The organism is Paenibacillus qinlingensis, from assembly GCF_013204845.1.
GTDB classification, from domain to species: domain Bacteria; phylum Bacillota; class Bacilli; order Paenibacillales; family NBRC-103111; genus Paenibacillus_E; species Paenibacillus_E qinlingensis.
In genome coordinates this window covers 1-14853 of record NZ_JABMKY010000020.1, presented here as the reverse complement: position 1 = coordinate 14853, position 14853 = coordinate 1, and the positions used below count along the sequence as shown (strand labels likewise).

Below are 14853 nucleotides of genomic sequence, written 5' to 3'. Positions count from 1 at the left end.
CTGGTAGAATACCATGGAACGGTCGTAACATTACTTCAATGGATCCGGGTACACATCAACCGAAATGCTTTTCCCGTTGGCTGTAATCATCGTTGCTGTGAAGGAAGCCACCTCGACAGATGTTCCATCAATCGCTGATGTCGCTGGTTTGTAGATATACTTCGCATCTCCGCGATATAATCTGATCTTACTATTGATTGTGGAGAATACCCAATCGGTAGGATCGACTTTACCGCCAGCGGTTGCACCAATATCCGCATCTGTTGATGGATAGGTATAGCCAGCCGTTTCATTTCCAGCTAAAGGATAAGGCTGATTAGACAATCCATTCACATTGTTAACACCTGTAATATTGGATTCAACTGCGAGATATCCTGAATCTGGTACAATGTTATCATTCGTCCATTTGACATTGCTAATAAAAATTTGAATACCGAAAATTGGTGCTACACGGATCACAGAACTGTTTCTAAAGGCATTGTTTCCATATTGATCCATTAGCGTAATATTGCTAAACGTTTGTTTCAGCAGCAATTTCTTGGCCACCGTATCGATGGTATTACCTGTAAAAATGTTAACGCCTGCTTTCAGCTGCGACAATCCCATAATTCTTGCTTTCCCATTATAAGTTGCTGTTAGTGAGCTAACGACTAAAGAATCATCTTTAATGGCGATGTTATCAAGGAAAGCCACTTTATTCCCAGTGTAGTTAGATGGCTTGAATAGCACGGATATGCTAGTTGTTCCAACATCCTTACCACGAATCCCATACCCGTCAAAAGCGTTTGCAACAGCACCATCAGCTCGTGGCTTATTCACAATGGAAGAAGCTCTCGTGTTGGAAGTCGTGACCGATTTCAACTGTTGAATCGTGTTATTCGGGAGCTGAACAATATTGCCGTTAACATCCTTGGCCGTGAGTACAACTTTGCCCGAAAACATATTCTCTAAAGATACACCTTCTGTTGAATAAACGTTATTAATGACATTCGTAAGTGAGCCTTGCAGCGTATCCTTAACCTTATCGACAGCATAAATGCCATTAGCAAATGGTGTCAGTGTATACAGCAAATTATTGGCTTCTCGACCTTTCAGAAGCTGCGTCGTACCAATGGCTGTTGACATTAAGGAGGCTGATCCTGCGGCAACTGCAGCCTCATCCCCTTTAAACAACTGAGCTGTAACCTGGTACGTACCTTCATTGTTATCGCCAACCTTGGCAATAAAGAAGAAATCGCGATCCCGATAATAACCGAAATCAGTTGACACTTTACCTGAGTCATAACCTTCTACCGTACCATCTACACCCCTAACGATAAAAGATGTTTTAGTTGTGTCCAAGAAGGCAGTTGTACTTCCTCTGAGTACATAAACTGCATCAGTAACCGTACCAGACGTTTTAGCAAAAGATAATTTCATCGAATAGCCTCGATAATCGCGATCAAAATCCTCATTATACTGATCTTTGAATTTCAAACGAAACGCATTCTCCGTTCTTCCATTCACCATTTCGAGCGAAGGAAGCATCTTAGGTTTCGGTACAACGGAAAAGTACACGGTTTTCGGAAAACGCTTGGCAACAATATTCGTGCTATTCACAGCCGTTTTCTCACTTGTAAGGAGCGCAGCTTTAATCGTTAACGGACCTTTATTTACGTCTGATAACGTTTTTAAATCGGAGACGCGAATTGTACCTCTATTTGCACCACTCTTCTCGATTCCGCCAATTAGTCTGCCAAGCGAATCCTTGGCGCCAACTGATATACTGCCGTTTGATAATCCAAATACACTTATCTTATCGGCATTTTCTACAACTTCATCTGTCGTAAGGATCGTCCCGCCTTGGTCTTTGACAACGAGTGGCAAGTAGAAATCCTCGTCACCCACCGCTACCGTATTCGGGAAGTTACCTATGCTAAACTCATAAGGCGCTTTGGAAGCAGCCACTTTCATTACCTTGGAAACGGATTGGCCTGAACCAAGTCCCGTCAACGTAAGCATGACATCCTGGATGCTGAAATTAGTAAAGTTAGAAGCAGCTTTGATCTTCAACTCGGGAATACCATCTCCGGTTTCGTCAGCAATAAAGTCAAATCCTCTTGCAGGACTTGTTGCAGACATGTCGATTACACCTGTTGCAGTGGAGCTTGTTAATGTACTGTTTGTTAAAATATCCAAATCCGTAACGGGATAACCATATTGGTCATAAGCCTTGTAAGGAACCGAAACCAGATCACCAGCCTCGAATTTCGTCTTCCCACTCACGTAAACCACATCGCTCAGTTCAACTTTACTAACCGCTTGTAATTCACCAACCGTAAAAGTCTTATTGGCTGTCACGGAGTAATCTGGAGCCATGATGGTGACGAAAACTTGCGAGTCTTGACGCAGCTTGTTGCTGTAGACGGCATGGGTAACATCGAGCATAACTGACTGTGAATCACCCGCAGGTATCGCATCTCCATCTAGGCTTGTATTGATGGTAAATACGGCTGCACTCAGATCGGATACTTCCTTGTACTGGTTCACGGCTTTAAAAGTCAGTTTGACTTTGCCCTGTGCAATTTTATCCGACGGTGTCGTGAAATCAATTTGCGTGATTTTCTCGTTGCCAACAGACACCTCTGCTGTGCCTTTATCCACCGTTAAACCGCCATCTTTGACAGCCTCAACTTTTACCGTATAAAGGCCTTCTGTCATTTTCGTATCCAACGTGATCGTCACTTCGCTCTTGTTGGTATTCCACTTCTGAGCACCTGTAACGACTGATCCTGTAATGGAGCCACGAAGAATGGAAACCGTCAACTTACTCGTGTCAGCGAGTGAGCCATTCAATTTGACCACGAGTGTTTTAGCGCCCGTAGCTTTAAAGTCAGCCACAGAAACTTTGGACACAACGGGACCCCCGGCTTGAATCAGCTGATAAGCAGCGTATGCGGCATTGACAAGCAGCTCGCGATTCACTGTTTTGGTAAAATCAGCCATGTCCGCCAAGAGCCCCAATTTGATCGCAGAAGCTACATTCTCTTTCGCCCAATCGGACACGATGCCCTTCACTTTGGCCGTATCGGTTTCATCTGCCTCCAGCTTGAAAACACGTGCGAGTACAGAAGCAGCTTGTTCAATCGTGACTAGGCCGGCTGGATCAAAATGATCTTTCTCCACGCCTTGCATATAGCCCGCATTGGTTGCTGCACCGATATAACCTGCCGCCCAGCTTGCTTCAGCAAGGTCTGTATATATGGCGCTTGAAGGAACATCTTCCTTTAAACCATTCAACAAAACGGAGATTTTGGCAAGCTGGGCCCGCGTCACCTCTTTATCGAGTTCGGCTGACCCTGATTCGTCGGAACCATCGAAAATGCCTTTGTCTTTAAGAGCTTTAAACTTGGATGCTGTGTCCATCGTTGTTACCGCTGGTGTTGTTGCCGTTGTAGTTGAATTAGATGGTGTAATGGCGTCTGCAAAAGCTAAATCGACGGAAGCAAACAGTGAGAACATCATGACGGATACCATGACTGCGGATAACTTCTTCTTTATAACGGTTATTTTCATTTTTCCTCCATCATTCCTTAGTCGAATTCGAAAATCATTGCATACTGCTTCCAATCAACCCGCTTTTTCAAATGCAAGCGCTTACCAAATTGGCGGTCCCTCCTTCCATTTCTAAGACAAATTATAGTTTATCGAAAAAATGGTAACATACTAGTTATTTAAGCCGATATTGAACTAACTTATGGTACAAGAACCATATCGCATATAAACTCTAATTTTTCCTCCTCCGGAACTCCGTAGGTGAAACGCCATGAAATTGTGTGAATTGTTTGGTGAAATGATGGACTGATGAATAGCCGAAATCCTCCGCAATTGCCGTTATGGAACGATTGCTTTCCCATAGAGCTGCCTCCGCTTGGCGCATAATGGATTTGGTCCAGTAAGCTTTGGGCGAGATACCTGTAGCTTGCTTGAAAAGCTCATGAAATTGCGTTTTGCGAAGCCCGCATTGGCTCATCCATTCGTCATAACCTCGACTCGCATTCGCTTCCCTGTCCATGCGCTCGATAATCGGAATCATTCGATAATCGATGAAGTGTTGCGTTGAAGCTATTTGTACAAGTGCTAGAAGGAAAGCTTTGAGGAGATTGCTTACAATCAGCTCAGAGTAGTGATCACTTCTCCTCGACTGGTTGACGACATGGATGAATAATTGACCAAGGGAAGCATCGTGCTGGATGGGCGTAACGACTGGTAACTTGTCCAGCTCTGGACAAGGGATTATATGTGTTAGCAACTCTCGATTAAAATCAGACTCATCCCAAACGAGATGTTGACTGCTTCTCAATGGATAATTCCAGAGATCACAATACAAGTTATAGGTGGCTAGTGGATGATCGGGATTGGCGTAAAAAGAATGACCTATTTCAGGTGGAAAATAGATCAGATCACCTTTCTTCACAGGATATGTTCTTCCTTGGGCGGAAACCGTCCCTTTGCCTCCGGCAACGAAATGAAAGGCATAGCAATACCCGATTCTGCCCACTTCAGCTTGGTTTCGTTCGACTGGAAATTGATAATAATGTCCCACTCTTACATAGGGATTAACCGAAGTTAAAAAAGTCATAGTAACCCTCGCAATCGATAGTAAATTGACGATAAGATTGACCGGAAGAATTGATCAATAGACGAACACAGAAGCAAATACAACAATCACTTGAAGTGTTATATTTTCTATATTACAACACATGTTGGAGGGTGAGTAGATTGATTAAGCAAAATGGAAGCGGAAGTTTAACTACCGAACAATCGCAGTTTTACGAGGAACAGGGCTATCTCATCATCCCGCATTTATTATCGGAAGAAGATTTAGCCTCCGCTCGTGAAGCGATGACTCAGAAGGTGTCGATGATTGCGGACGAACTGTTCGCGGATGGACTGATTACGGATAAGCTGGAAGATCGGCCATTTCCCAATCGCTTAGCTGAGCTATTTCAGAATCTATCTGCCGAAAACTTTCTCAAATATGGCCGAAGCTGGCGCGACCGAATACCTGGGTACTTCACTTTGATGAGCAATCCGAAAATTTTGGATGCGGTAGAATCGTTAATTGGCGGTGAGCTTTTCGCGAATCCGGTATATAACGTGCGACCGAAAGTCCCAAAAGTAGCCGCTGGCGCAGTACCTTGGCATCAAGATAAATCCTATTGGCCAGATGCTAATGCGAATCCTGTTATTACGGTCTGGATCCCGCTTGTCGATGCGAATGAAGTGAATGGATGCCTCCATATCAAACCCCAGACACATCGCAAACGCGTGCTCAAGTGGCATCGTGAGACTTACACAGGAACAGGCTATACAGCGCTCAAAGATAGTCAGTTAGGCAAAACGGAAACCGTTGCCCTGCCTGTACCCGCAGGAAGCGCGATTCTGTTCAACGATCGCTGCCTGCATATGTCGACCCCGAACATGTCTGATACGGTTCGTTGGAGTGTTGATTTGCGTTATCAGCCTACAGATCAGGATCCCATGGTGAAGCACGGTATTGGCTTTCTAGCCAGAAGCTACAAATATCCATCACGTGTGGCTACGTTGGAGGACTGGCTGGCCGATAAGCCTGAGCATGAGGAATAACTGGAAAATATACTGTTATTTGTGAGAAATCTCCTCCAAAACTCGAATTAAATGGAAACCATGTAGTTAATTTCACCAATTTTAGCTTAATTGTGTAAATTAGTTAAAATTAACTGTAGATTATCAGGCTGTCGAGAAAGTGCCCTTTTTCAAGTTTGAATTAATTAACGTCACTTTTAGACTCGAACGTTGTCTCTCAGATTGTTTTAAATCGATTTTTCTTTTAAGAGGAGAGATCCACCACATAAAAATCAAACTGTCGAAAACACCGCGAGACTTTCTCGACAGCCTGAGATTATCCATCTATTCTGCGTTCGCTCGGAGAATCGAAAGATATAACTGCATAAAATCCATTTATTTGCCCGAAGCACTACATGTTGGCCAATAGCGTGAAGTTTACAGTAACCGAAAACGTATACGCTTAATTAAAAGGCAGTCCTAAAAGTAGATCCATCTACTTTCTGGACTGCCCTTTGCCAAGTTTACACTGTTACCTTAAACGTACGAATGTCATAGGGTTTAATAAACAACTCTATTGTATCACCTTGAATCACTTCGCCTATAGGTCTCTCCATAAGATCACATTCCTGCCACGTCTTCACGGCATAATCACTTGTGAGGGAGACGCTGTGACGTGATCCCGTAAATTCGTGGAGACGAACGATTAATGCGTCGCTGTCTTCCGCTTTTTTAACCGAATCCACAAGTACCTGCTCCGAGGAAAGACGGAACAATGAGTGCGAATCCACCGATGTGCGACCCATAGAAACGTGCAGAGGATTATTAAGTGCCCAAGCTTCTTTCACCGTCTCACCCGTTACCCAATCCCCTTCATGCGGCAGCAATGCATACGTAAATTGATGAGCACCTTTATCGGCTAACGGATCTGGATAAGTGGCTGATTTAATCAGCGATAGACGAATCGTATGATCCTTGATGTCGTGTCCGTACTTGCAATCATTTAGCAAACTAACCCCGTACCCGCGCTCAGATAAATCGACCCATTGATGACCGACACTTTCAAAACGCGCATAATCCCAGCTTGTGTTCCAGTGTGTAGGCCGTTTCACATTGCCGAATTGAATATCATACGTAGCTTCCGTAGAACGTACAGACACAGGGAATGCAACTTTGAGCAGTTGTTGGCGTTCTTGCCAATCTGCTTCCGTAGCGAAATCAATCCGCCTGCTGTTGGCATATACGATCATTTCCTGTATTATCTTCGAGTCCATATAGGACCATTCGAATAGCACCACGGCCCGAAGTGGCCCATTTTCCGCCAGGCTTACGGATTTCAACTCCGTCACTTCTCGCATTTTTTCCTGATAAAAAATATCAATATCCCACGCCTCATAGTCCTTCGGCTTATCCTCAAACACCTGTAGCACATTGCCGCATTCGCCTTCAGCCAGAACCTCTCGCTCACTCGCCTTATCCCAAATGCTGAGTAATTGACCGGCTTCATTCCAACGTATGTCATAGAAAGGAGTCGAAATACCTTGAGCGATCGAAGCGGTTTCAAAGCTAGTTGCGCTCTCCAGCGCTGCTGCTTCTTGGAAAGCAACGGTGCAAAATCCGAGTGACGGTACTTGCGACACAAGCACTAACCACTGCTCCTCTTGTAGCTGCGCGGATAGGATCTGCCCAGCTGCATCCAGCCATTGCCCTTCCGCTCCTACCTCATCTACAGGGATAATCACCAGTTCTTCTCTGGCAAAAGAAGCGCTATTCCATACCGTAAACGATTTCCTAGCCGTATTTGATGTTAAAATAAGTGCTTCGGTTGCTCCAAGAATAGCGGCCCTACCAATCCGCTCGGCCTCCTCATATTCAATCCGCGAATCTTCATACACCTCAGGGATGGACGAACCTGGAATAATGTCATGAAACTGATTGCGCAGTACGATTTTCCAACCTTCATACAGATCCTGACTTGGATATTGGCGCCAATTCGATCCCACAACGGCTTGCAAAACTTGCAGCCATTCCGCTTCGCGGTACAGAAGCTCTAATTTGCGATTCATCCGTTTGGTATAGGCCTGACTGGTGTAAGTTCCACGGTGGTACTCAAGATATAACTCCCCATCCCATGTATGCACATAGCTATCTGTCGCTTCCACGGTCTCTTGTAGCTTGTCAAAATAATCATCCACTCTGCCCGTAACGACCTTCGGCAAACCTGGCATGTGTTCCAAACGGCGTCTCATTTCTAACATATCCCGATTCACTCCGCCGCCACCATCCCCATAGCCGTACGATAGCAGCAACTCTTGATTTACTTCTTTATCCCGATAGGTATCCCAAATGCCTTTGACCGAAAATGGCTCAACCGCGCCATTATACGTATACCACCATACCTTAGAACCTGGCACTTCTGGTGTTGTAACGAAATGTGTGAGTACCTCTGTACCATCCATCCCTCGCCACTGAAACGTATCGTGCGGCATGCGATTGTATTGGTTCCAGCTGATTTTGGTTGTCATAAACGTATCAATACCTGACTTTTGTAGAATTTGCGGTAAGGCCCAACTATAGCCAAATACATCAGGTAGCCACAAATATTTGCATTCCACACCGAATTCATTGCGCAGGAATTGGGTTCCGTAGAGCAGCTGTCGAACCAAGGATTCCCCGCTCGTCAGATTGCAATCTGCTTCCAGCCACATCGCGCCGCCTGCTTCCCAGCGCCCTTCTGCGATCCGTTTCTTCATTTGCTCATAGATGTCCGGATAGTCGGTCTTGATGTATTCGTATAGCTGTGGTTGCGTTTGAAGAAACACATACTCTGGATATTTCTCCATCAGACGTAGGACCGTTGAAAAGGATCTTGCCGACTTCTCCCGTGTATGTGTCAATCGCCATAACCATGCGACATCAATATGGGTATGCCCGATACAGCGCACAGTGACCGCATGACGTTTCTCCCATACGGCTGCTTCACCTGCGAGGAAAGTCTGTGCCTCACGTATAGATGCATAGAACATCTCCGAACCAGGACGGGACCAATCGAGCTTCAAGAAAGCGCGGTCAATTGCCTTGAGCAGTTCCTGACGTTCTACCTGGTTTTCGCTAAGCAGCTTAACCGTCTCCAGAATCGCTCGACCCGTGTAGTACAAGTCATCCGTCGCTTCATCTAATACGGCAATCTCTGCTCTGCGCAGCTCATGGACTTGATCCGTCGGTACACCTCCGCCTTCCAGACCTGACCAAAGCCGAAATAGCAGTTCAACCTCTGAGCCAACTAGCTCCTCTGGGAAAAATACCTCCGTATGATTCGAATCGACACCTTGAAAAGGCTGACCATCCACAAAAAGCAAGGATTCAAATCCGGAATTGTTTCCCGAGCCCGTTTTCCCAAAATCGAATAAACCGAGCGTCGTCTGTCCCTTCCATTCAGCAGGAATCGTTACTTTTTGCTTGAGCCACACATAGCGGTCACGTCCCTGCCAACGATCTCCTACTGCTATTTCGCTCCATTGGTCCGAAATTGGCGTACGTATGCCATTTTCCTTCTGCTCATCCACTTGGAAGCTGAATGTCCGAATGGCTTGACTCTCGCGATAGCGATAACCAGCTAATTCACTTAATCTTTTGCTTAATTTGTCTAATGTCCAGAACATATGGGCTCTCTCCTTCTTCTTATAACACGTGTTATATAACTCTTAAAAAAAACCTGACGACAGCAGATCATTCGTTAACTGCTTTCACCAGGCTGAAGCTCTGCTTCGACCCATAGTTTGTTAGCTATGGATGGCGCCTTAGCTTGATTCATTTGCTCATTCAAAGCATGGACCGCCATTTCCCCCATACGAACATAAGGGATGTCCATCACCGACAAGATCGGGAGCATGGCTTGATTATTTCGTTTCGTATTATCTGCGCTCATGAGAAAGATATCTTCTCCGATTCGTAGTCGCAGTTCGTACGCTTTCCGATACATCAGAGGGACACCGACTGACCAGTTGACTAATACTGAAGGGACACCACCATGCTTATCTGTCGATATCTCCTGCAGCAACTCCATGATTGCGTGTTCGTCGCCTATCGTAATAACCCGGACACGGGGATTCCTCGCATGTTGCTCGCACCAGGTTAAGTAGGCTTCTCTTCGGTCACGTTCTGCCCAATTTTCGATATCATCCTCATTTCTGAAAATGACATAGATTGGTTGAATACCCACTCGTTCATTCATATGCGTTAAAGCCTGAACCACACTTTGCTTGTAATTAACCAGAATAGAAACAACTTCTGACTCTTCGGCAAAGCCTTCAATTGAAACGAATGGAATACCGGAATCTTTCTGCACCTGAGCCCAGCTCTCATCCACCGCATTTACGGAATCCAACGAAATAATACCGTCAATTCTCCGCTGCAAATAAAGATCAGCAAGCTTGCTTATGTCCATATTCGGGTCCCCGCTGAGCAGAATATGATAGCCATACTCTGTACATGCTCGTTGAATACCTTCAAGTACCTGTAGAAACAGCGGATTACGTGTATTTCCGAATGCGGCGATGCAGAAGCTCTTTCCTGTCTTCATACCGCTTGCCCTTGCATCGACATGATAGTTCAGCTCGCGGATCGCTTCAAGCACCGCTTCCCGCTTCTCCTGACTAACACCTATGCCTGGTGTATCGTTAAGAACAGCCGACACGACACTGCGTGAAACACCTGCACGCTTAGCTACATCGAAGCTTGTTACTCTTTTCATAGACAAATTAAAAGCACCTCTACACAAAATATAACACGTGTTATAACCGATGTAAATATAATGTTTGGCCGTCATATCCTCTTGCGCTCATGCAGTAAAAAGCCCTTCGGAATCATACCCGAAGGACTCACACCATTCACAAGGGTTTACACGCTGCCCTTGCGAATCCAAACTGTCATCTCGCCTACGCCTCGATTACCCCAGAGATAATACGGCACCGCCTTCAGCTTCACTCGCTCTGAAACCTTCTGCTGTGTGAATGGACGGTACGGCATATCCTCCAACCATGAAGCGGACTCATTGGCATGGCCTTCCGCCGCAATCACGACAGCACCACCCAACAAGCTTGCTTCGAAATTCACTTGCAGCTTCTGCATCACATCAATGGAAACGGAAGCTAGCGGTGTGCCATTGTCCACTTCTTCCAGACAATACACGAGAGGTCCTCGTTCAATGGCAACTTTGCCTGCATTAGCGCGGATCTCTGGATGGGCGATAGTCAACTGAGCCTCGACCTCAAGCTCCCACTCCACTAGATCCCCTTGCTCCCATTGCCTCTCAACTAGTGCATACCCATTCACCGTTTCATAAGCTGTCGGCACACCATTGATTTTCATGACAGCCCCACCATAGCTCCAGGATGGGATGCGCAGCGCTAGTGTAAACATATCTTGTGGAGTCAAAGTTAGCTCAATGCTGACATAACCTTCCCAGGGAAGCCTAGACTTCTGGGTAAGGGCGACTTCGCCAACGGCAAGCTCAAAGTGAGCTTCGCTGCCGATAAATAGATGTGTGTAGATCGTATTTTGCACTGTGGATGACGTGTAGATATAGCTGTTTAATGAACTAAGCAAGCGTGCCACATTCGGAGGACAGCATGAGCAGCCAAACCACTTCTGCCGTTCTGCTTTGACATGATGACGACCTGGATTGAATTCCGATGCTTTCGGCCAAACCTCAAGTGGATTCACATAGAAATAATGCTTGCCGTCCTGTGACATGCTGCCAATGACATTGTTGAACAGCGCACGTTCCATGACATCCGCATATTCACTCTTCGCTTCTAGCTGCAGCATACGTTGAGCAAAGAAGATGAGGCCGATTGACGCACATGTTTCGGCGTAAACCGAATCGTTGGGCATATCATAATCGAACGTGAATGCTTCACCGTGATGTGTTGAGCCTATGCCACCTGTGATGTACATCTGCTTCTTAGTTGTGTTATCCCATAAACGGCGGCAAGCCGTTAGCAAATCTTGATCTCCCGTCAATCTGGCAAGATCAGCCATAGCTGTATACATATAAACAGCACGCACCGAATGGCCAATAGCCACTTCCTGCTCGCGAACCGGTTTATGTGCTTGATTGTACGCCAGTTGCGCAACTGTCGGAATGGGTTGCTTCTTTTCTGTCCAATAGCTGTAACCTTCTCTTTCTTTGCATTCTTCCACTAAAAAGTTTGGTACTGTGCCTCGCTCATCGATAAAGAATTGCGCCAACTTCACATAGCGTTCTTCCCCTGTAGCTTGAGCAAGCTTAACAAGTGCTAGCTCGATTTCTTGATGTCCATCATAGCCCCGAATTTGTCCAGGCTCACGACCGAAAATCGTTTCAATATAGTCAGCGAATTTGCACATGACATCTAACAATTTTCTTTTTCCCGTCGCATTATAATAAGCAACAGCCGCCTCCATCATGTGACCCGCACAATATAATTCATGAGCTTCATACAAATTCGTCCATGCCTGACCTGGCTTTTTGATCGTAAAATACGTGTTTAAGTAACCATTCTCATGCTGTGCTTTGGCAATGAGTTCAATGACCTCATCCGCTGTTTGTTCCAACGTAGGATCCGGCGTATTCGCCAGAGAGTAGCCAACTGCTTCGAGCCACTTCGCAAGGTCGCTATCCTGAAAAAGAAACCCGCCAAACTCCCCTTCTTCGAGCCCTGCTGCAATCCGGAAATTGCGACTGGCATAACTAGGCTCAGCATCCGCAATCGCATCATTCAAAGCATCCCATTGATACGGAATAACCGTCCCTCGTACAAGCTCCATAAATGGATCCCAAAAAGAATCATGTATGCGTACCTTGTTGTTGACAGCCTGTGTACTCGTGAAGTTCACCATATGTAGAATCTCCTCTTGTCATCCAATTTTATATAACATTTGATTATCAACTACTAACAGTTTATCCTTATAAATAAAGAGGAACTACGAATAATATCAACTTATTTTTTATAAAATTCAACACTTCATAAGGGAGGGAAAACGGTGAGTGAACTTGGTCATATCTGGATGGAACTACCACCGCTGCCCTATTACCTCATGATTGGCCTATCCACCTATCTTCCAGGAGAAATGCATCCAAGCCGACGTAATTTAGGCGTATTTGATCTTCTTTGGGTGACCAAGGGGACTCTATATATGGGCGAAGATGATAAAGAGTGGGAAGTTGCGGAGGGGCAAACCTTATTACTGCTGCCTGATCGCTACCATTATCCCGTCAAAGGCTGTGACACAGAGACTGTCTTCTTTTGGATTCATTTCGACTTTCATGGTGTCTGGCAGCAAACGACTGATGGAGATCTAGGGACTGTTTACTCGCAGCAAGTTCGCAAATCTTGGGAAAATCCGTATCGGATTCGCATCCCGCAGTATAGCGCACCACCGGAGTTTGCGCTTGCCGAGCGACATCTCCGCAAACTGTTGTCGGACTCAGTTCATCATCGTTCAGAGACATATTGGAGTGAACAGCAGCTTTTCATGGAACTCCTTCGTCTCTTAGATGCAGGACAATCACGTAACGATGCATCACCTGCCCTGTTACTCGCCGACAAAGTCGAAGCATATTTACGCCAACATTATCAATCCGATGTGACGAATAGCTCACTCGCCGAAGAATTTCATTTCCATCCCAACTATATCGTCAGATGTATGAAAGAAATCTATAACTGCACGCCAATGGCCTATTTGCACGACTATCGAATTGAACAGGCGAAGCTGTTGCTCATTAAAACAGAGTGGTCTATTGCACGAATTGCTGAACATATTGGGTTTCTCAACGCGCCTTACTTCTCCAATTGCTTCAAAGCAGCAGCAGGCATCTCGCCGTTAAGGTTCCGCAAACAGTATTCAGCATGATGACATGTAAGTAGAGGTTAAATAAGCACACTAATCTTGCCTATTCTCAATACGACGGGGGAATTTCAACGTATAAGACCTCCGTTTATGCTTATTCACAGTCTTTCGAAGCATTCCCGTAGTATATGCGGAGCAATAAGCACTCCTAGCTTGCTTATACAAGCTAACTCGCTGTTTGCCAGATAGGTAAGCACTTTCTATTGCCTTATTCACCAATGTACTCCCAGTATGATACTGGCAGCAATTTACGAATAATGACTTGTCATACTAGCAGGCACTCATGTAAAATGCAGAGGAATAGTTTCTATGGTCGTGAAGCACACAGACCGCCCTCTCCAACAGGAGATGGGCGGTTTTTCTATTCTATGAACAGGAGGCATTTAAATGTCATTTAACAAATTTTATGAGGAATTCATACAATTTCAGTTACAAGGAAGGAATGGTGAAGCATTAAGACGTCTTCAGGAGGGGCATGGTCATGCGGAGAAAATGTTTCTTGAGCTGATTTGGTGGCCGGCAGTTGGTCGATTTGATTTCCTACATGCCGAATACCCCATTTCAGACTTTAAAGATGGCGTTCGATATTTGGATTTCGCCTATATGCGTGGGATACATTTGGTCTGTATCGAAATTGATGGTTATAAAGCACATCATACGGATTTGAATCGTTGGCAGTTTGCAGACCAGTTAACGCGCCAAAACCACCTCGTACTTGATGGGTGGAAGATACTCCGGTTCTCTTATGATGAAATCAAAGAAAAACCGCGTCGTTGCCAGCAATTAATCCTCCAAATGATGGGCAGCTGGTTTGGAGAGCAACAGTCTAGCCATCACTTAACATTAGAAGAGAGAGAAATTCTCAGCCAGGATCGCTGGCCAATCCAACGACCCTCTTCTTCCCAAAACCATCTCCGATTAACTGCACATTAGTAGAAACCATGCAGGTAAACTCCTCCGTAGACTTGTGCAGTTAGAGAAATTAATACCTTCTTCAGGTACCCACCGAATCCGTTCCTACAAGCTTCCTCACAATATTAATCATTTTTAAGAGGTGGCAAAAACATTCTGGATGAAATAAGCACTCTAGGCTTGCTTATTCTTGCTAAGTCAGGTGTATGACACCCGATAAGCCCTCCTTATGTGCTTATCTCCTGTCTTTCTAAGCATTTCGGAAGGATACGAGAGCAATAAGCACTCCTAGCTTGCTTATGCAAGCAAACCAGCTGTTTGCCAGACAGGTAAGCACTTTCTTGAAACTAGAATAAAAAGTAGACACCTCGTTAGGAGATGAGGATAATAATCTTATCAGGAGGTGTTCATTTTGGGTGAACAGCGGCAAAGGTATAATGATGAATTTAAACAACAGACGGT

General features: G+C 45.3%; 8 protein-coding genes. 3 read left to right on the top strand and 5 right to left on the bottom strand.

The features are described 5' to 3' along the window. Positions 1-30: 30 nt before the first annotated feature. Positions 31-3555 (bottom strand): S-layer homology domain-containing protein, encoded by a 3525-nt coding sequence (locus HQN88_RS27485; RefSeq protein WP_173118530.1) that lies wholly within the window; start codon positions 3553-3555, stop codon positions 31-33. Between the two features lie 211 nt (positions 3556-3766). Beyond that, entirely contained in the window at positions 3767-4621 is an 855-nt protein-coding gene (locus HQN88_RS27480; protein WP_173118528.1) for an AraC family transcriptional regulator, read from the bottom strand. A 140-nt stretch (positions 4622-4761) separates the two neighbouring features. Between HQN88_RS27480 and HQN88_RS27475 the strand changes: the two genes are divergently transcribed. Next, positions 4762-5628 carry a phytanoyl-CoA dioxygenase family protein gene (locus tag HQN88_RS27475; RefSeq protein WP_173118526.1) on the top strand — a complete coding sequence of 289 codons (867 nt, stop codon included), beginning with the start codon at positions 4762-4764 and terminating at the stop codon, positions 5626-5628. A 482-nt stretch (positions 5629-6110) separates the two neighbouring features. Here the strand turns inward: HQN88_RS27475 and HQN88_RS27470 are convergent, their stop codons facing one another. From HQN88_RS27470 to HQN88_RS27460, 3 genes are all read right to left on the bottom strand, one after another. After that, positions 6111-9248 carry an alpha-mannosidase gene (locus HQN88_RS27470; RefSeq protein ID WP_173118524.1) on the bottom strand — a complete coding sequence of 1046 codons (3138 nt, stop codon included), beginning with the start codon at positions 9246-9248 and terminating at the stop codon, positions 6111-6113. A gap of 74 nt (positions 9249-9322) precedes the next feature. Next, positions 9323-10339 (bottom strand): LacI family DNA-binding transcriptional regulator, encoded by a 1017-nt coding sequence (locus tag HQN88_RS27465; RefSeq protein ID WP_246320495.1) that lies wholly within the window; start codon positions 10337-10339, stop codon positions 9323-9325. Positions 10340-10485: 146 nt separating this feature from the next. After that, the gene (locus HQN88_RS27460) at positions 10486-12468 is read right to left on the bottom strand and encodes a glycoside hydrolase family 127 protein (RefSeq protein WP_173118520.1); all 1983 of its coding nucleotides are present in this window, start codon (positions 12466-12468) and stop codon (positions 10486-10488) included. A 144-nt stretch (positions 12469-12612) separates the two neighbouring features. Here HQN88_RS27460 and HQN88_RS27455 point away from each other — a divergent pair, with 144 nt between their 5' ends. After that, positions 12613-13482 (top strand): helix-turn-helix transcriptional regulator, encoded by an 870-nt coding sequence (locus HQN88_RS27455; protein ID WP_274319486.1) that lies wholly within the window; start codon positions 12613-12615, stop codon positions 13480-13482. A 384-nt stretch (positions 13483-13866) separates the two neighbouring features. After that, the gene (locus HQN88_RS27450; RefSeq protein WP_246320492.1) at positions 13867-14412 is read left to right on the top strand and encodes a DUF559 domain-containing protein; all 546 of its coding nucleotides are present in this window, start codon (positions 13867-13869) and stop codon (positions 14410-14412) included. Positions 14413-14853 lie beyond the last annotated feature (441 nt).

Excerpts from the sequence above, each read along its gene's own strand:
- HQN88_RS27485 (WP_173118530.1), bottom strand. The coding sequence starts at position 3,555 with ATGAAAATAACCGTTATAAAGAAGAAGTTATCCGCAGTCATGGTATCC.
- HQN88_RS27450 (WP_246320492.1), top strand. The coding sequence starts at position 13,867 with ATGTCATTTAACAAATTTTATGAGGAATTCATACAATTTCAGTTACAA.
- HQN88_RS27480 (WP_173118528.1), bottom strand. The coding sequence starts at position 4,621 with ATGACTTTTTTAACTTCGGTTAATCCCTATGTAAGAGTGGGACATTAT.
- HQN88_RS27470 (WP_173118524.1), bottom strand. The coding sequence starts at position 9,248 with ATGTTCTGGACATTAGACAAATTAAGCAAAAGATTAAGTGAATTAGCT.
- HQN88_RS27460 (WP_173118520.1), bottom strand. The coding sequence starts at position 12,468 with ATGGTGAACTTCACGAGTACACAGGCTGTCAACAACAAGGTACGCATA.
- HQN88_RS27465 (WP_246320495.1), bottom strand. The coding sequence starts at position 10,339 with ATGAAAAGAGTAACAAGCTTCGATGTAGCTAAGCGTGCAGGTGTTTCA.